The 17,318-nt window shown below is 59.0% G+C and carries 16 protein-coding genes; 4 read left to right on the forward strand and 12 right to left on the reverse strand.

Features of this window, described 5'->3' with window-relative positions:
- Positions 1-28: 28 nt before the first annotated feature.
- From V8689_RS06020 to V8689_RS06055, 8 genes are all read right to left on the reverse strand, one after another.
- Positions 29-763 (reverse strand): amino acid ABC transporter ATP-binding protein, encoded by a 735-nt coding sequence (locus tag V8689_RS06020; RefSeq protein WP_003188952.1) that lies wholly within the window; start codon positions 761-763, stop codon positions 29-31.
- Positions 760-1,431, reverse strand: a complete 672-nt coding sequence (locus V8689_RS06025; protein WP_056790065.1) for an amino acid ABC transporter permease — start codon at positions 1,429-1,431, stop codon at positions 760-762. Before V8689_RS06025 ends, V8689_RS06020 begins: the two co-directional genes overlap by 4 nt.
- The gene (locus V8689_RS06030; protein WP_056790068.1) at positions 1,431-2,177 is read right to left on the reverse strand and encodes an amino acid ABC transporter permease; all 747 of its coding nucleotides are present in this window, start codon (positions 2,175-2,177) and stop codon (positions 1,431-1,433) included. The genes V8689_RS06025 and V8689_RS06030 overlap by 1 nt, the downstream gene beginning before the upstream one ends.
- A gap of 194 nt (positions 2,178-2,371) precedes the next feature.
- On the reverse strand, positions 2,372-3,298 hold the full coding sequence (locus tag V8689_RS06035; RefSeq protein WP_003188957.1) for a glutamate/aspartate ABC transporter substrate-binding protein: 927 nt from the start codon (positions 3,296-3,298) through the stop codon (positions 2,372-2,374).
- Between the two features lie 368 nt (positions 3,299-3,666).
- Entirely contained in the window at positions 3,667-5,205 is a 1,539-nt protein-coding gene (gene glpD, locus V8689_RS06040) for a glycerol-3-phosphate dehydrogenase (protein ID WP_056790071.1), read from the reverse strand.
- 258 nt (positions 5,206-5,463) lie between these two features.
- Positions 5,464-6,219 carry a DeoR/GlpR family transcriptional regulator gene (locus tag V8689_RS06045; protein WP_003188962.1) on the reverse strand — a complete coding sequence of 252 codons (756 nt, stop codon included), beginning with the start codon at positions 6,217-6,219 and terminating at the stop codon, positions 5,464-5,466.
- A gap of 73 nt (positions 6,220-6,292) precedes the next feature.
- On the reverse strand, positions 6,293-7,798 hold the full coding sequence (gene glpK / locus V8689_RS06050; protein WP_032893327.1) for a glycerol kinase GlpK: 1,506 nt from the start codon (positions 7,796-7,798) through the stop codon (positions 6,293-6,295).
- 76 nt (positions 7,799-7,874) lie between these two features.
- Complete coding sequence (locus tag V8689_RS06055) at positions 7,875-8,732, reverse strand: MIP/aquaporin family protein (protein ID WP_012722481.1); 858 nt, start codon at positions 8,730-8,732, stop codon at positions 7,875-7,877.
- Between the two features lie 325 nt (positions 8,733-9,057).
- Here V8689_RS06055 and ybaK point away from each other — a divergent pair, with 325 nt between their 5' ends.
- Complete coding sequence (gene ybaK, locus V8689_RS06060) at positions 9,058-9,528, forward strand: Cys-tRNA(Pro) deacylase (RefSeq protein WP_032893325.1); 471 nt, start codon at positions 9,058-9,060, stop codon at positions 9,526-9,528.
- Positions 9,529-10,114: 586 nt separating this feature from the next.
- Here the strand turns inward: ybaK and V8689_RS06065 are convergent.
- The gene (locus V8689_RS06065) at positions 10,115-11,224 is read right to left on the reverse strand and encodes an ABC transporter ATP-binding protein (protein ID WP_032893324.1); all 1,110 of its coding nucleotides are present in this window, start codon (positions 11,222-11,224) and stop codon (positions 10,115-10,117) included.
- Positions 11,221-12,141 carry an ornithine carbamoyltransferase gene (gene argF, locus V8689_RS06070; RefSeq protein ID WP_056790074.1) on the reverse strand — a complete coding sequence of 307 codons (921 nt, stop codon included), beginning with the start codon at positions 12,139-12,141 and terminating at the stop codon, positions 11,221-11,223. Before argF ends, V8689_RS06065 begins: the two co-directional genes overlap by 4 nt.
- Positions 12,142-12,574: 433 nt before the next feature.
- Between argF and V8689_RS06075 the strand changes: the two genes are divergently transcribed.
- Entirely contained in the window at positions 12,575-14,683 is a 2,109-nt protein-coding gene (locus V8689_RS06075) for a molybdopterin oxidoreductase family protein (RefSeq protein WP_056790078.1), read from the forward strand.
- Positions 14,684-14,760: 77 nt separating this feature from the next.
- Positions 14,761-15,099 (forward strand): Grx4 family monothiol glutaredoxin, encoded by a 339-nt coding sequence (gene grxD, locus V8689_RS06080; RefSeq protein ID WP_034126465.1) that lies wholly within the window; start codon positions 14,761-14,763, stop codon positions 15,097-15,099.
- Positions 15,100-15,275: 176 nt separating this feature from the next.
- Here the strand turns inward: grxD and bfr are convergent, their stop codons facing one another.
- Positions 15,276-15,746: a bacterioferritin gene (gene bfr, locus V8689_RS06085; RefSeq protein WP_012722487.1), complete on the reverse strand. Its 471-nt coding sequence runs from the start codon at positions 15,744-15,746 to the stop codon at positions 15,276-15,278.
- A gap of 201 nt (positions 15,747-15,947) precedes the next feature.
- On the reverse strand, positions 15,948-16,166 hold the full coding sequence (locus V8689_RS06090) for a bacterioferritin-associated ferredoxin (RefSeq protein WP_003188977.1): 219 nt from the start codon (positions 16,164-16,166) through the stop codon (positions 15,948-15,950).
- A 244-nt stretch (positions 16,167-16,410) separates the two neighbouring features.
- On the opposite strand from V8689_RS06090, the gene V8689_RS06095 reads away from it, so the two are divergent.
- Positions 16,411-17,013: a peroxiredoxin gene (locus tag V8689_RS06095; protein ID WP_003172097.1), complete on the forward strand. Its 603-nt coding sequence runs from the start codon at positions 16,411-16,413 to the stop codon at positions 17,011-17,013.
- Positions 17,014-17,318 lie beyond the last annotated feature (305 nt).

Here is a 17,318-nt window from a genome sequence, read left to right on the forward strand (position 1 = left end):
GGCTCCTACAGGACGAACGGTGTTGCTTTTAGTGCTGCAGAATTTTCTCAAGGAAGTGCTGCGCACGCTCGGAGCGGGCGCTGATGTCGCCGAAGAATTCTTCTTTCGGGCAGTCTTCGATGATCTTGCCAGCGTCCATGAAGATCACACGGTCGGCCACTTTGCGCGCAAAGCCCATTTCGTGGGTCACGCACATCATGGTCATGCCTTCGTGGGCCAGTTGCACCATCACGTCGAGCACTTCGTTGACCATTTCCGGGTCCAGCGCCGAGGTCGGTTCGTCGAACAGCATGACGATCGGGTCCATGGCCAGGGCGCGGGCAATCGCCACACGTTGTTGCTGGCCGCCGGAGAGTTGGCCAGGGTGCTTGTGGGCGTGTGCCGACAAACCCACGCGGTCGAGCAGTTGCAGGCCCTTCTTGGTGGCCTCTTCCTTGCTGCGGCCCAGCACCTTGATCTGCGCGATGGTCAGGTTTTCGGTGATGGTCAGGTGCGGGAACAGCTCGAAGTGCTGGAACACCATGCCCACGCGCGAACGCAGTTTTGGCAGGTTGGTCTTCGGGTCGGCGATGGAGGTGCCGTCGACCACGATGTCGCCCTTCTGGAACGGTTCCAGTGCGTTGACGCACTTGATCAGGGTGGATTTGCCCGAGCCGGATGGCCCGCACACCACGATCACTTCGCCTTTTTTAACCTCGGTGCTGCAATCGGTCAGCACCTGGAAGTCGCCATACCACTTGTTGATGTTCTTGATAGAGATCATACGGCAAACCTTTTTTGCAGACGCTTGACCAGCAGCGAGGCGGAAAAGCTGATGATGAAGTAGACGACACCGGCGAAGATCAGGAACTCGTTGGAGCGGCCGATGATGTCGCCGTTGGAGCGGGCGGAGTTGAGGAAGTCCACCAGGCCCACGGTGTAGACCAGGGAGGTATCCTGGAACAGGATGATCGACTGTTGCAGCAGCAACGGCGTCATCTTGCGAAACGCCTGAGGCAGGATGATCAGGCGCATGGTCTGGCCGTAGGTCATGCCCATGGCTTGTGCCGCGGCCATCTGGCCCTTGGGAATCGACTGCACACCGGCTCGTACGATTTCGCAGAAGTACGCGGCCTCGAACATCATGAACGCCACGACGCAGGAGGTGAACGCGCCAATAGGGGTGTCTTCGCCGGTGATCCAGCGCAACACGAACGGCACCGCCAGGTAGAACCAAGTGATCACCAGCAGCAACGGGATCGAGCGGAAGTAGTTCACGTAGGCGCCGGCCACGCGGGACAGCAGTTTGTTGGACGACAAGCGCATCAGGGCCAGGAGGGTCCCGATGATGATGCCGCCGACCACGCCCATGACCATCAGCTTCAAGGTCATGACCATGCCGTTCCACAGACCTGGAATGGCGGGGATGATGCCGCTGAAATCGAAGTCCATTATTTGCCCCCCACGGAGATCAGGCCGGGCACTGCGACTTTCTTCTCGACCACGCGCATCAGCAGCATCAGGCTCATGTTCAGGGTGAAGTAGATCAGCGTGGCCAGGGTGAAGGCTTCAAACAGGTTGGCCGAGAACTCGGCGGTCTGTTTGGTTTGCGCCAGCAGTTCCATCAAGCCGATCAAGGACGCCACGGAGGAGTTCTTGAACACGTTGAGAAATTCCGAGGTAAGCGGTGGAATGATGATGCGGTAAGCCTGGGGCAGCAGCACGTTCCAGTAGATCTGCGGCAGCTTGAAGCCCATGGCGCGCGCGGCGGCTTCCTGGCCGCGTGGCAGCGCCTGGATACCGGTACGCACCTGCTCGCACACACGGGCAGCGGTGAACAGGCCCAGGCACACCACGACGCTCAGGTAGGCCGAGGTGGTCGGGTTCAGGTCTTGTTTGTACCAGTCCTGCAGGTTCTGCGGCAGCATGTCCGGTACCAGGAAGTACCAGATAAACAGCTGAACCAGCAGCGGCACGTTACGAAACAGTTCCACGTAGCAGGTCGCGATGCCCGATACGAGGCGGTTTGGCACAGTGCGCATGACCCCCAGAATGGAGCCCAGCAGCAAGGCGATAATCCATGCCACGATAGCGATGGCGATGGTCCAGCCCAGCCCGGAGAGGTACCAGTCGAGATAAGTCTCGCTGCCCACGCCGGTGGACTTGAAGAACACGCCCCAGTCCCAGTTGTAATTCATTAGGGTCTCCCCTCGAGATCGATCGATGTACAAGCACCCGCTTGGGGAAGATCCGTTCCCGCCTGACGTTGAACGCCAGGCACACACGATCGGCTCGAAAACCGCCAGGTCGAGTGTTCCAAGTTAAAACCAGCAGGTAATTACAGACGCCTGAGGGAGGGTTGGCTCCCTCAGGACATAAGCTTAGTCAGGTATCAGATTTTTACTTCTGGCGCTGGTTTATCGCTTGGGTTAGCGATCAGCTCCTTGACCTTGTCGCTCATCGGGAAGTTCAGGTTCAGGCCTTTTGGTGGGATCGGGCTTTCGAACCATTTGGCGTAGATCTTGTTGATCTCGCCGGACTTGTACAGGGCGACGATGGCGTCATCCACGGCTTTCTTGAAGTCCGGATCGCCTTTGCGAACCATGCAAGCGTAGGCTTCGAAGGACTGTGGAGTACCGGTAATGACCCAGTCATCAGGCTTCTTGGCCTTGGCTTCTTCACCGGCCAGCAGGGCGTCGTCCATCATGAACGCAACGGCGCGGCCGCTTTCGAGCATCTGGAAGGATTCGCCGTGGTCTTTGGCGGAGATGACGTTCATGCCCATCTGCTTGTCGGCGTTCATCGCCTTGATGATGCGCTCGGACGTGGTGCCGGCGGTGGTCACCACGTTTTTGCCTTTCAGGTCGGCAAAGTCAGCGTAAGACGGCTTGCCTTCCTTGTCTTTCTTGACCAGCAAACGGGTGCCGATTTCGAAGATGTTGACGGTGAAATCAACTTGCTGGGCGCGTTCGGTGTTGTTGGTGGTGGAGCCGCACTCCAGATCCGCGGTGCCGTTCTGGATCAACGGGATACGGGTTTGCGAGGTCACCAGGTTGTACTTGGCTTTGAGGTCGGGTTTGTTCAGGTCTTTTTTCAGCTGCTCGACGACGGCCAACTGGATGTCGTGGGAGTAGCCCACGGGTTTGCCCGAACCATCCGCGATGTAGGAAAACGGAATGGAGCTGTCGCGGTGAGCGAGAGTGATGGTGCCGGAGTCGTTGATTTTCTTCAGTGTGCCGGTGAGTTCGGCGGCAAAAACTGGAGTGCTGATCAGAGCAGCAGCGATAGCTGCGCCCAGGATATGGGGAACGATGCGCATCAATACTTCCTCGACATTTGTTTTTTTTATGAAGCCAGCTGAACGGCTCTCTTGTACAGCGACTGCCCGTGACGGCTCCTAAGGCGCCTCAGGCAATCGTTGAAGAGTGTAGAGCATGAGTCGTGCCATACCGAAAACAAAAGGATAACTGCATGATTTATATGGAAATTAACTTTTTGTTTCGGCGATATTTTTGGTTGCCGGTCCGGCAAACCGAATAGCGCACAGGAGCGCGTTCGGAAAACCGAATAGCCTGTAGGAGCGAGCTTGCTCGCGAAAAACGCAAAAACGCCGCGTTTATGCTGAATAAACGCGGCGTTCTCAAGTTTTTCGCGAGCAAGCTCGCTCCTACAGTGTAGGGCGCGCGGTCAGGCGGCTTCGATCTTGCTGCGGTTCTGCTCGACCTTGGACAGGTAGCGTTGCAGGTTTTCCTGCTCCTGCTCGGTGGTGAACAGGCCAAGCTTGGTACGGCGCCACAGCACGTCCTGCGGTTGTGTCACCCACTCTTCGGCGCACAGGTAGTCGACTTCGCGGGTATAGAGGCCGCCACCCAGGTGGTCACCCAGGTCGGCGAGCGATTGCACGCCCTCCAGCAGGCGCCAGGTGCGGCTGCCGTAAGTGGTGGACCAGCGGCGGGCGATCTCGCTCGGTACCCAGTCGAACTTGGCGCGGATGGCGTCGGCCAGGGCTTCAGGGGTGCTCATGTTTTCGCCGCCGGGCAGGCTGGCCGTGGCGGTCCAGCTTGGGCGCATCTGGGTGAAGTACGGCGCCAATTGGGCCATGGCCGACTCGGCCAGTTTGCGATAGGTGGTCAGCTTGCCGCCGAATACCGACAGGATCGGCGCTTCGCCGGTGCCGCCGGACAAGGCCAGGGTGTAATCACGCGTGATGGCCGATGGGTTATCCGACTCGTCGTTGCACAGCGGGCGCACGCCGGAGTAGGTGTGGACAATATCGTCACGGCTCAGTTGTTTCTTGAAGTGCGCGTTGACCACCTTGAGCATGTAGTCGGTCTCACCTTCGGTGATCGCTACTGCAGCCGGGTCGCCGGTGTATTCGCGGTCGGTGGTGCCGATGATGGTCAAGTGGTTCAGGTATGGAATGGTGAAGACGATGCGCTGGTCTTCGTTCTGCAGGATGTGCGCATGGGCGCCTTCGTACAGGCGCGGCACGATCAGGTGGCTGCCCTGAATCAGGCGGATGCCGTAGGGCGAATCCAGCTTCAGGTCGTCCTTGATGAATTTGGCTACCCAAGGGCCGGCAGCATTCACCAGGGCGCGGGCGCGGATCGAGAACAGGCTGCCGTCGGCACGCTCCATGTTCATTTCCCACAGGCCGTTGGCGCGATGGGCGCTGACGCAACGGGTCTGCGTGTGGATGTGTGCGCCTTTCTCGCGGGCCGCCATGGCGTTGAGCACGACCAGGCGGGCGTCATCGACCCAGCAGTCGGAGTATTCGAAGCCTCGGGTGATTTCACTTTTCAGCGGGCTGTCGGCGCCAAACTTGAGGCTTTTGGAGCCTGCCAGTTTCTCGCGCTTGCCCAAGTGGTCATACAGGAACAAACCGGCGCGAATCATCCACGCCGGGCGCAGGTGCGGGCGGTGCGGCAGTACGAAGCGCATTTGCTTGACGATGTGCGGGGCTTTGCCCAGCAGCACTTCCCGTTCTGCCAGGGCTTCACGCACCAGGCGGAATTCGTAGTGTTCCAGGTAACGCAGGCCACCATGGATCAGCTTGCTGCTGGCCGAAGAGGTGTGGCTGGCCAAGTCATCCTTTTCGCAAAGGAATACCGACAAACCGCGACCGGCTGCGTCTGCTGCAATCCCGACGCCATTGATCCCGCCACCAATTACGGCAACGTCATAGACTTCGGCAAGCGGTGGAGCAGGCAAGGTGGAAGGGTTCATCGGCTGGCCTCGCGATCTTTTTGTCTTGGAATTCGAACATGAATGTTCATTTGCGAAAATGGTAGCTGATAATTGCGGGCACAGCCACCCGACTTCGATTGAAAAAACTCATCGAAGGGTGGGGAAAGGAAGAATAATGAACAAAGATGAATGTGTGGGTGTGGGTGAAGCCGTCATCGCGGGCGAGCCCGGCTCCCACATTTGATCGCATTTCAATCTGTAGGAGCCGGGCTTGCCCGCGATGGCGTCTGAACAGGGCTAGACGACTTCCAGCCGCACCTTATGCTCATTCAACACCTGCACCAACGCCGGCACCGGCTGTTGGTCAGTCACCAGGCAGTCCACCAGGCTGATCGGCCCCAGGCGAATCATGGCATTGCGCCCGAATTTGCTGGAATCTGCCGCCAGGATCACTTGTCGCGCATTGGCGATGATGGCCTGGGAAACCCGCACTTCCTGGTAATCGAAGTCCAGCAGGCTGCCATCCTCGTCGATACCACTGATGCCCACCAGGGCAAAGTCGACCTTGAACTGGTTAATGAAGTCGACACTGGCCTGGCCCACCACACCACCGTCACGGCGCACATTGCCGCCGGTGAGCAACACATCGAAGTCGTCCTTGGCACTGAGCATGGTGGCGACGTTGAGGTTGTTGGTGATGATTTTCAGGTGGCTGTGATTGAGCAGCGCACGGGCGATGGATTCGGTGGTGGTGCCGATGTTGATGAACAGCGAGGCGTGATCGGGAATCTGTGCGGCAATGGCTTCGCCGATGCGTTGCTTCTCGTCGCGCATCTGGTCGGCACGCATGGCGTACGCGGTGTTCTCGACACTGGAGTCATAGGCTGCGCCACCGTGGTAGCGGCGCAACAGGTTGGCGTCCGCCAGCTGGTTGATATCGCGGCGGATAGTTTGCGGGGTGACAACGAATAGCTGCGCCATTTCCTCGATACTGACGTAGCCGCGTTCGCGGACCAGTTCGAGGATTTGTTGTTGGCGGGGAGGCAGATTCATGGGGCGTCCTTTGGGCTGCCATACAAAAGTGGCCCATGATGACGCAGGAATCCGCTCCCTGCCAGTTACAACCTTATTCAGCGCCCTCGTGCGGTTCCCAGTCACGGGTGCGGCTCACGGCTTTTTGCCAGCCGGCATAGAGTTTCTCTTTGGCCGCTTCATCCAGCTGTGGTTCGAACTCGCGCTCGATTACTGCCTTGCCGCGCAGCTCGTCCAGGCTGCCCCAGAAGCCACACGCCAGGCCAGCCAGGTAGGCCGCGCCGAGTGCAGTGGTTTCACGCATTTGCGGGCGTTCTACCTGGGTGCCAAGGATGTCGGCCTGGAACTGCATCAGGAAGTTGTTGGCAACCGCACCGCCGTCCACGCGCAGGGCCTTGAGGCGTTCGCCCGAGTCCTGTTGCATGGCGTCGAGGACGTCGCGGGTCTGGTAGGCAATCGACTCCAGGGCTGCGCGAATAATGTGGTCTACGCGTACGCCACGTGTCAGGCCGAACAGTGCGCCACGGGCATACGGGTCCCAGTAGGGCGCTCCGAGGCCGGTGAAGGCGGGTACCAGGTACACGCCGTTGCTGTCCTTGACCTTGCCGGCAAAGTATTCGGTGTCGTGGGCATCGTTGATGATCTTCAGCTCGTCACGCAGCCATTGCACGGTGGAGCCGCCGTTGAAGACTGCGCCTTCCAGGGCGTAGGCCACCTCGCCGCGTGGGCCGCAGGCGATGGTGGTGAGCATACCGTGCTTGGATTTGACCGCCTTGTCGCCGGTGTTCATCAGCAGGAAGCAGCCGGTGCCGTAGGTGTTCTTGGCCTGGCCCGCTTCCACGCACATCTGGCCGAACAGGGCCGCTTGCTGGTCACCGGCAATACCGCCGATGGCGATGCCGCTTTTGGTGCGGCCGTAGATTTCCGACGACGACTTCACTTCCGGCAGCATTTCCCGCGGAATGTCGAGAATCTCCAGCATCTTCGCATCCCACTCCAGGGTGTGAATGTTGAAGAGCATGGTGCGCGAGGCGTTGGTGTAGTCGGTGACGTGGGTCTTGCCGCCGGTAAATTTCCAGATCAGCCAGCTGTCGACGGTGCCAAACAGCAGTTCGCCATTGCGCGCGCGTTCGCGGCTGCCTTCGACGTTGTCGAGGATCCACTTGAGCTTGGTGCCAGAGAAGTACGGGTCGGTCACAAGACCCGTGGTGTCGCTGATGTATTGCTCATGGCCGTCGCGCTTGAGCTGCTGGCAGATCTCGGTGCTGCGGCGGCACTGCCAGACAATGGCGTTGTAGATTGGGCGGCCGGTGATCTTGTCCCAGACCACCGTGGTTTCACGCTGGTTGGTGATGCCGATGGCGGCCACCTGGTCATGGTGCAGGCCGGCCTGGGCCAGCGCTTCGACCATCACCGCGCTCTGGGTGGCGAAGATTTCCATCGGGTCATGTTCGACCCAGCCAGCCTGCGGGTAATGCTGGACGAATTCACGTTGGGCGGTGCACACCACGTTGGCGTCACGATCGAAGATGATCGCCCGGGAACTGGTAGTGCCCTGATCAAGGGCAATGATGTAGTTCTTATTCTGAAGGTCGGTCATGTCAATTGCCTTGGACGAAATAAGGAGGTCAGAAATCAGCCTGGGCCGCGAAGGGCAGGGGACCAGGCTGGCGCTTTCAGGAGATACGAGTCTTGCCGTTGACAGCCGTGTCAGGTGTTTCTTCAGCGATAGCCGGTGCGGCGCTCGGCAGGTGGCGGGCAATCAGCCCGCGATAGGCCGCAGCACCGAGGCATGCGCCGACAATCGGGGCGAAAATCGGCACCAGGAAGTAAGGAATATCGCGACCGCCAGTAAAGGCCATTTCACCCCAACCGGCAAAAAACGTCATCAGCTTGGGCCCGAAATCCCGAGCCGGGTTCATCGCAAAGCCGGTCAGCGGGCCCATGGCGCTACCAATCACCGCGATCAGCAAACCGATCAGCAGGGGCGCCAGCGGGCCGCGTGGCAGGCCGTTGTTGTCATCGGTCAGGGCCATGATCACGCCCATCAGGATGGCGGTGATGACCATTTCCACCAGAAATGCCTGGGCCGTGCTCAGCAGCGCGTGGGGGTAGGTTGAGAACACCGAGGCCAATTCCAGGCTGGCTTGGGAGCCGCGGACCATGTGGTGGGTTTGTTCGTAATCGAAAAACAGGTTGCTGTAGAGCGTGTACACCAAGGCGGCGGAGCAGAAGGCGCCGGCGATCTGGGCAAGAATATAGAAGGGCAGTTTGCGCTTTTCAAAATCGGCAAAGATGCACAGGGCGATACTGACCGCCGGGTTGAGGTGAGCCCCGGAAATACCGGCACTCAGGTAGATCGCCATGCTCACGCCGACCCCCCAGATGATACTGATTTCCCACAAGCCAAAGCTCGCACCCGCGACCTTGAGCGCGGCGACGCATCCTGTACCGAAGAAGATCAGCAGCGCGGTGCCCAGGAATTCGGCCATGCATTGGCTCGAAAGTGAAGGCTGTTGAAGAGCAGTTGTCATGGAAAACCTCAATTGTTGTTCTTGTCTTGCGCACGGCCTCAACGGGCAGTTGCGCGATATTCACCGCGAGAAGGATCCCCATCCTGGATCGCGGCTTACTGCGGAGTACCAGAGGATTATTCCTACGGTATTCGGAAACGAAAAAATATAGACAAGAATGACCGCTGTCAAAGGTCGAAAGTGAACCATTGGTCATTTCCGAACTATTGGTGTGGTGAATGATCATGCTCAGGGCGCGTCGCTTTAGCGGTAATAGGGCTGTGCTAGAGCGTTTCAGGCGGTCTTGGCCTAGAATTGGCCATCAGTTTGCCCGCCAGGAGCCGCCATGACCCCCGCATTGGACCTGTTGAAAAAAGTTCGCGCCGAACATCGTATCCATAGTTATGAACATGATCCCAAGGCAGCATCCTATGGGCTGGAGGCCGCGGAAAAATTGAGCCTCGACCCGGCCCAGGTGTTCAAGACGCTGCTGGCGAGCAGTGAGAAGGGTGAATTGTTGGTGGCGGTGGTGCCGGTCGTCGGAAGTCTGGACTTGAAAGCCCTGGCTCATGCTGCGGGTGTGAAGAAAGTCGAAATGGCTGACCCGGCAGCGGCGCAGCGTTCCACGGGTTATCTGTTGGGCGGCATCAGTCCGTTGGGGCAGAAGAAGCGGCTGCGCACGTTTATTGATGAAACGGCGCAACCCTTTGCAACGATTTTTGTCAGCGCGGGCAGGAGGGGTTTGGAAGTTGAATTGCCGGCGGCGGTGTTGGCGGAACATACCCAGGCCAAATTCGCACCGATTGGCCGGGCCTGATAATCATTTTTTGAAGGCCGTGGCTCTCAAATGTGTGGCTTGACAGAGATAGCCATAGGTATCTTCATAACTTTGGAGTGACGCTGAACCTGTGGCGAGGGAGCTTGCTCCCGTGACGGCCTGCCAACCGACGCTGATCGACCTGACACACTGCTATCCAATTGTGGGAGCTGGCTTGCCTGCGAAGACGGCCTAACAGTCAGCACAGTTGGACCGGGTACATATCCGTTATTTCGGTAACGGCCACTTAGGGGGGCCGCCCTGACGGCGGGTCACTTTGGAAAAGCCCCAAAGTAACCAAAGGGCTCTTGCCCCACCACTCGGCACCTCGCTTAGGCTCGGTGTGCCCGAACACAGGCTTGAATCCGTGGGCCGCCGCCACGCGCCATCCATGGCGCGGGGCGGCTAACCCGGCGTCCTGCCGGGTTACCCACGAATTCAAGCCTGCGTTCGGCCAGCGTGGTTTAACGGGGCGCCTGAGATCAAGATCACAAGCAGATCAAGAGCGGCTCGCTTCGCATCGTGGTTACCGTCGGCTGCTATCGCATTCAAGCCAGCTCAGCTCTCACAGTTTGATCCGGTTCTATCAGTGAGCGACGCTGTGGCGGCGCACGCCTGACTCAACGGCGGGAATCTGCGCCGCTGTGCTGCCGGATGCCTGGAACAACACCAGATGTTCAGCCGCCACACGAATCCCCACCTCTGCGCCCACTTGGTGATCGGCATGGCTGGGGAAAATTGATTCCAATTGCGCGCCGGTCGGCAGCTGTAACCGGTACAGCGTTGAGGCACCGAGGAACGTCTTGCCGACGATCCGGGCTTTCAGCGCGCTGTCCGGCGCATACACGATGTCATCGGGGCGCAGCAGTACATCCACCGCAGCACCGGTTGGCAAGGTATAGGCACGGTTCCCACGCAGGTCGCCCAATTCAGTACTGACCGATTCCGGCGAGTTCAGCCGGCCACGGATGAAATACCCCTGGCCGATGAAACTGGCGACGTAAGGCGTTTGCGGTTCGTGATAGAGGTTGTAGGGCGTGTCCCACTGCTCTAGTCGGCCTTCCTTGAAGACCCCCACGTGATCGCTGACGGCGAAGGCCTCTTCCTGGTCATGGGTCACCAGGATCGCGCTGGTGCCGCGCGCCTTGAGGATGTCGCGCACTTCATGGCTGAGCTTGCGGCGCAGTTCGCCATCGAGGTTGGAAAAGGGTTCATCCAGCAACAGCAGTTGCGGCTCCGGCGCCAGGGCGCGGGCGAGGGCGACACGTTGTTGCTGGCCACCGGAAAGCTCATGGGCAAAGCGCTTGCCCAGGTTCTTCAGGTTGACCAGTTCGAGCAACTCGGCGACCACGCGCTCTTTTTGCGGGTGTTTGCGAATGCCAAAGGCGATGTTGTCAGCCACGCTCAGGTGCGGAAACAACGCGTAGTCTTGGAACACCATGCCGATACGACGTTTCTCCGGCGCAAGGGTGAACCCGGCACGGGAGATCACGTCGCCCGCCAGGCTGATTTCGCCTTCATGCACCGGCTCAAAGCCAGCAATCGCGCGCAGGGTGGTGGTCTTGCCGCAACCCGAAGAGCCGAGCAGGCAACCGATATCGCCGGCGTTGAGGTGCAGGTTTAGGTTCTGCACCACGCGCTGGTCTTGATAGCCGCATGCCAGATTGCGCAGGTTCAGCAGTAATGGCTGGCTCATGCGTGGTGGTACGACGGTGGTACGAGGAATTCGAGCAAGGCTTTTTGCGCATGCAGGCGGTTCTCGGCCTGATCCCATGCGACTGAGCGCGGATCGTCGAGCAGGTCCTGGCTGATTTCTTCGCCCCGGTGGGCGGGCAGGCAGTGCATGAACAGCACGTCCGGCGCGGCCAGGTCGAGCAATGCGCGGGTCACCTGGAACGGCGCAAACTGGGCCAGGCGCTTGGCGGTTTCGTCTTCCTGGCCCATGGAGGTCCAGACGTCGGTGCTCACCAGGTGCGCGCCGACCACTGCGTCTTTTGGATCGCGCAGCAGTTGCACACGGCCATCGGCCTTGGCCATGAACTCGGCGCTGGGCTCGTAGCCTTCAGGGCAGGCGATACGCAGGTGGAAGTCGAACTGGACTGCCGCTTCTATATAGCTGTTGCACATATTGTTGCCGTCGCCGATCCAGGCCACGGTCTTGCCTTGGATCGAGCCACGGTGTTCGAGGAAGGTTTGCATGTCAGCCAGCAACTGGCAGGGATGCAGGTCATCGGACAGGCCGTTGATCACGGGCACACGGGAGTTGGCGGCAAATTCGGTCAGGGTGCTGTGGGCGAAGGTACGGATCATCACGGCATCGAGCATGCGCGACATCACGATGGCGCAATCGCTGATCGGCTCGCCACGGCCCAATTGGGTGTCGCGCGGTGACAGGAAGATCGCCTGGCCACCCAGCTGGATCATGCCGGCTTCGAACGACAGGCGTGTGCGGGTCGAGGACTTTTCGAAAATCATCCCCAGTACACGGTTTTTCAAAGGCTCAAACAGTACGCCGCGGTTACGCAGGTCTTTAAGCTCAATGCCTCGACGGATCACGCTGACCAGCTCTTCGGGCGTGCAATCCATCAGGGAGAGAAAGTGCCTTGCGCTCATCATTAACTACCTTTTGCAACAGACCGCAGATACTCAAAGCCTTGTTTATTGCGACAACGGGCGAGACCTGCGGCGAAAGCCGCACGGGGCGACGAAATAGGGGGAGACGCGATATTGACATTAAATGTCGCGTTTTACCAATAGGGCTACGGCTTTAGGGGTGTTCAAGCAGGGCGCTGGCGCGCGTTTGAAGATGATTTCCTGACAGCAGCGAGCCATTTGTACACTGGCGTCCAGGCCTTTTGCAATGCGCGGGGGCGGGCGTGGGCCAGGTCGCGTCGGTTTCAGCGCCTGTGGGCAAGGTTTCTGAAACATTTGCTCACGCTTGGCCATGCCCTGGCCTATGCCTGTCGATTCACAACGCGAAGATTGCTGGCGCCTCAAGTTGTCGCGGCCCATAGTTGAGCCAAAGCCCCTATAAAAGAGACTGGCCATGACCAAGACTCTCCACCACCGTGCCTGCCACCTGTGCGAAGCCATCTGCGGCCTCACCCTGGAAACCACCCAAGCCGAAGACGGTAGCTTGGCGATCACCTCGATCAAGGGCGACCCCCTGGACAGTTTCAGTCGCGGCCATATCTGCCCCAAGGCAGTGGCCCTGCAGGACATCCAGAACGACCCGGACCGTCTGCGCCAACCCATGCTGCGGGTGGGCAGCCAATGGCAGCCGATTGCCTGGGATGAAGCCTTTGCCCTGGTGGCCGAGCGGCTGGCCGGCATTCAGGCGCGGCACGGCCAGAACGCGGTGGCGGTGTATCAGGGCAACCCCAGCGTGCATAACTATGGGTTGATGACCCACAGCAACTACTTTCTAGGGCTGCTGAAGACGCGCAATCGTTTTTCCGCGACCTCGGTAGACCAGTTACCTCATCACCTCACCAGTCACCTGATGTACGGCCACGGCCTGTTGCTGCCCATCCCCGACATCGACCAGACCGATTTCATGTTGATCCTCGGCGGCAACCCGCTGGCCTCCAATGGCAGCATCATGACCGTGCCCGACGTGGAAAAACGCCTCAAGGCCATCCAGGCGCGGGGCGGTAAAGTGGTGGTGGTCGACCCTCGGCGCAGCGAGACGGCAGCCATCGCGGACCAGCACGTGTTCGTACGCCCCGGCGGCGATGCGGCGTTGTTGTTTGGGGTGCTCAACACTTTGTTCACCGAAGGGCTGACACGCGATAGCCATTTGCCGGTGGAAGGCCTGGACGAAGTGCGCAAGGCCATTGCCGGCTTCGATGCCCAGACCATGAGCCGCCAGTGTGCGGTGCCTGCCGAGCAGATTCGCCAGTTGGCCAGGGATTTCGCCGGCGCTGACAAGGCTGTCTGTTATGGCCGCATGGGCGTCTCGACCCAGGCGTTCGGTACGCTGTGCCATTGGCTGGTGCAACTGATCAACCTGGTGACCGGCAACCTGGACCGCGTCGGCGGCGCGCTCTGCACCAGCCCAGCGGTGGACCTGGTGGCGTCCACCAGCGGCGGCCATTTCAACCGCTGGCAGAGCCGCGTGTCCGGGCGCCCGGAGTACGGCGGAGAACTGCCGGTGTCGGCGCTGGCCGAAGAAATGCTGACCGAGGGTGAAGGGCAGATCCGCGCCCTGGTGACGGTGGCCGGCAACCCGGTGCTGTCCACGCCTAACGGTCGCCAATTGGAGCAAGCCCTGGACGGGTTGGAATTCATGGTCAGCATCGACCTGTATATCAACGAGACCACGCGTTATGCCGACCTGATCCTGCCTTCCACCTCGGCGCTGGAAAACGATCACTACGACACCACCTTCAATCTGTTTGCGGTGCGCAATGTCACGCGCTTCAATCGCGCCATCCTGCCCAAGCCTGAGGGCGCGTTGCATGACTGGGAGATCTTTGTCGGCCTGGCTAAGGCATTTGCGGCGCACACTGGTGCGGTGCTCAAGCCCACCCTGCCACCGGCGCAGATGATCGACTTCGGGCTGCGCGCGGGTGCCTACGGTGATGCATCCAGCCATAAACTGTCGGTGGCGATGCTGGCGGATCATCCCCATGGCCTGGACCTAGGGCCGCTCAAGCCCAACCTCGCGGCACGTTTGAAAACCGTGGATGGCAAGGTGCAAGCAGCACCGGCCGTGATCCTCGCAGACCTGGCGCGTTTCGCCGCGCAGCCGGTGCCGGTGGCCGACGAACTGTTGCTGATTGGCCGACGGCATGTGCGCAGCAATAATTCCTGGATGCATAACTATCACCGGCTGGTAAAGGGCAAGCCGCGCCATCAACTGTTGATGCACCCCGACGATCTGAGCCGTCGGCAGTTGAGCGATGGCCAGCGGGTGCGAGTGAGTTCGCGCGTCGGCATGATCGAAGTGGAAGTCGTGGCTAGCGCGGACATGATGCCGGGGGTGGTCAGCCTGCCTCACGGCTGGGGCCACGGTCGCCCGGGCGTGCAGATGAGCATTGCGAGCGGCCAGCCGGGGGCGAGTGCCAATGACTTGACCGACGAGCGGCAATTGGACGAGTTGTCGGGTAATGCGGCGCTCAACGGCGTACCGGTGAAGGTGGCGGCGGCCTGAGCATCCTGCTGGATTTTTGCGTTACAATGCGCCACCGTGCCGACCCGTGAGTCGCAAAGTTCCTGCAGAGGTGTTCCATGGATATCATCGAAACGATCAAAGAGCAGATTGCCAACAACACCATTCTGCTTTACATGAAGGGCGCACCTAACGCGCCTCAATGCGGTTTCTCCGCAAAGGCGTCCCAGGCTGTGATGGCATGTGGCGAGAAGTTCGCTTACGTGGATATCCTGCAAAACCCTGAAATCCGCGCCAACCTGCCAAAGTACGCCAACTGGCCGACTTTCCCGCAGTTGTGGGTAGCCGGTGAGCTGGTTGGCGGTAGCGACATCATCACTGAAATGGCAGCTGATGGTTCGCTGCAAGCGCTGATCAAGGACGCAGCGGAAAAAGCAGCGGCCAAGACTGACGCCTAATTGGCGAGCAATAAAAAGCCCCGCTTCTCACAAGAGAGCGGGGTTTTTTTGAGCTTTTCTGTAGGAGCGAGCTTGCTCGCGAAGAACGTCAACGATAACGCAGCGCGCCTGGTTTAACGCCTTGCCTGGGAGTCCTTCGCGAGCAAGCTCGCTCCTACAGTTGATAGCAAACGCAGTTATTCGCCCATCTGCGATTGCAGGTAATTCTCCAGGCTGACCTTGTCGATCAGGCCCAGTTGAGTTTCCAGCCAGTCGATATGCTCTTCCTGATCTTCCAGGATATCTTCCAGCAGTTCACGGCTGCCGAAATCGCCCTTGGTTTCGCAGTGAGCAATCGCGGCCTTGAGGTCGCTGTGGCTCTTGCGCTCAAAGCCCAGGTCGCTGCTGATCATTTCCTGGGTGTGCTCGCCGATGTTCAGCTTGCCCAGGTCCTGCACGTTCGGCAGGCCTTCCAGGAACAGGATGCGCTTGATCAGCGCGTCGGCGTCCTTCATGGCTTTGATCGATTCTTTGTATTCACGCTTGCCGAGCTTTTCCAGGCCCCAATCGTCGTACATGCGTGCATGCAGAAAGTACTGATTGATCGCGACCAGTTCATTGGCAAGGATTTTGTTGAGTTGCTGGATGACTGAGATGTCGCCTTTCATGACTGGGGTCCTGCCCTGTAATAGCTGTGTATAGGGCAGAGTCTGAGCGGTGAAAATCCTAGTGTCAAACCTAAGTTATTGAATAATAAATGAAAATTAATCGGAATAAGAATGTTTGTGTTCCGCGTCTAAGCGCTAACTAATTGAATTAATGGCATAAAAAAACCGGACACTAGGTCCGGTTCTTCAAAACAGGCCTATTCAGGCGTGTTTAAATTCTGCTGGGTAGGGGAGCGCGGCCTGGGCTGTCTGCAGCTGCGTCAGGGTTTCCCGTACCACTTGCTTGGCCAGGCAAGCACATTTGCCACACTGGCTGGCTACGCCGGTGGTTTCACGTACTTCCTTATAGCTGCAGCAACCTTCGTAGATTGCTTCGCGGATTTGTCCGTCGGTGACGCCAGTGCAGAGGCAGACATACATAAGTGAGAACCGTCGCGGGTTTGAGGCTTAAGTGCGATGGATCTTAATGTTAACGAGAATGATTGTCAAAATAGTTTCATCGACAATCCAGCACGCATCGCCCCTGCGCTGACGAACGGTTTTTTCGGTGTATGATGGTCGGTCTTTACGAAGCGTGATTGCGTCATGTTTCTGTCGATTTTCACCGGCAGACTCGACCTGTCCTTTTACTTCAATCGTCACCCCCTACATCAGGAGATATCCAATGAGCGTACTCGTCGGTAAACAAGCCCCGGATTTCGACGTACCAGCCGTCCTCGGCAATGGCGAAATCGTTGACAGCTTCAAACTGTCTGAAGCCATCAAAGGCAAATACGGCCTGGTGTTCTTCTACCCGCTGGACTTCACCTTCGTCTGCCCTTCGGAGCTGATCGCCCTGGATCACCGCATGGACGATTTCAAGGCGCGTAACGTTGAAGTGGTCGCGGTTTCCATCGACTCCCACTTCACCCACAACGCCTGGCGCAACACCGCCATCAATGATGGCGGCATCGGCAAAGTCAAATACACCATGGCTGCCGACATGAAGCACGACATCGCCAAGGCCTACGACGTTGAGTCCGAAGGCGGCGTGGCGTTCCGTGGCGCGTTCCTGATCGACGACAAGGGCGTTGTGCGCTCGCAGATCATCAACGACCTGCCGCTGGGCCGTAACATGGAAGAACTGATCCGCCTGGTCGACGCGCTGCAATTCCACGAAGAGCACGGCGAAGTCTGCCCTGCCAACTGGAAAAAAGGCGACAAAGGCATGAACGCTTCGCCAGAAGGCGTTGCGGCTTACCTGACCGAGAACGCTGGCAAGCTGTAAGCTAGCGTCACGGTATAAAAAAACCGGCCTGAAAAGGCCGGTTTTTTTGTGGGTGGGGACTTGCTCCCGTGACGGCCTGACAACCTACGCTGGTCTACTTGACACCCCACAATCCAACTGTGGGAGCGGGCTTGCTAGCGAAGGCGGCCTGGCAGTCAACACAGTTGGATGGTGTGCATATCCATTGCTGCGGTAACGGCCGCTTAGGGTTCCGCCCTGACGGCGGCTCACTTTTGAAAAGCCGGAATGCCGGCCCAGGCAAAAGTAAGCAAAACACTCTTGCCCCACCACTCGGCACCTCGCTT

This window comes from Pseudomonas sp. AK181 (assembly GCF_051122975.1).
In the GTDB taxonomy this organism is placed as follows: domain Bacteria; phylum Pseudomonadota; class Gammaproteobacteria; order Pseudomonadales; family Pseudomonadaceae; genus Aquipseudomonas; species Aquipseudomonas lactis.

Coding starts and splice junctions, on each gene's coding strand:
- V8689_RS06035 (WP_003188957.1), bottom strand. CDS start 3,298: ATGCGCATCGTTCCCCATATCCTGGGCGCAGCTATCGCTGCTGCTCTG.
- V8689_RS06075 (WP_056790078.1), top strand. CDS start 12,575: ATGACCAAGACTCTCCACCACCGTGCCTGCCACCTGTGCGAAGCCATC.
- V8689_RS06055 (WP_012722481.1), bottom strand. CDS start 8,732: ATGACAACTGCTCTTCAACAGCCTTCACTTTCGAGCCAATGCATGGCC.
- glpD (WP_056790071.1), bottom strand. CDS start 5,205: ATGAACCCTTCCACCTTGCCTGCTCCACCGCTTGCCGAAGTCTATGAC.
- V8689_RS06020 (WP_003188952.1), bottom strand. CDS start 763: ATGATCTCTATCAAGAACATCAACAAGTGGTATGGCGACTTCCAGGTG.
- grxD (WP_034126465.1), top strand. CDS start 14,761: ATGGATATCATCGAAACGATCAAAGAGCAGATTGCCAACAACACCATT.
- V8689_RS06045 (WP_003188962.1), bottom strand. CDS start 6,219: ATGAATCTGCCTCCCCGCCAACAACAAATCCTCGAACTGGTCCGCGAA.
- V8689_RS06090 (WP_003188977.1), bottom strand. CDS start 16,166: ATGTATGTCTGCCTCTGCACTGGCGTCACCGACGGACAAATCCGCGAA.
- argF (WP_056790074.1), bottom strand. CDS start 12,141: ATGAGCGCAAGGCACTTTCTCTCCCTGATGGATTGCACGCCCGAAGAG.
- V8689_RS06025 (WP_056790065.1), bottom strand. CDS start 1,431: ATGGACTTCGATTTCAGCGGCATCATCCCCGCCATTCCAGGTCTGTGG.
- ybaK (WP_032893325.1), top strand. CDS start 9,058: ATGACCCCCGCATTGGACCTGTTGAAAAAAGTTCGCGCCGAACATCGT.
- bfr (WP_012722487.1), bottom strand. CDS start 15,746: ATGAAAGGCGACATCTCAGTCATCCAGCAACTCAACAAAATCCTTGCC.
- V8689_RS06030 (WP_056790068.1), bottom strand. CDS start 2,177: ATGAATTACAACTGGGACTGGGGCGTGTTCTTCAAGTCCACCGGCGTG.
- V8689_RS06065 (WP_032893324.1), bottom strand. CDS start 11,224: ATGAGCCAGCCATTACTGCTGAACCTGCGCAATCTGGCATGCGGCTAT.
- glpK (WP_032893327.1), bottom strand. CDS start 7,798: ATGACCGACCTTCAGAATAAGAACTACATCATTGCCCTTGATCAGGGC.
- V8689_RS06095 (WP_003172097.1), top strand. CDS start 16,411: ATGAGCGTACTCGTCGGTAAACAAGCCCCGGATTTCGACGTACCAGCC.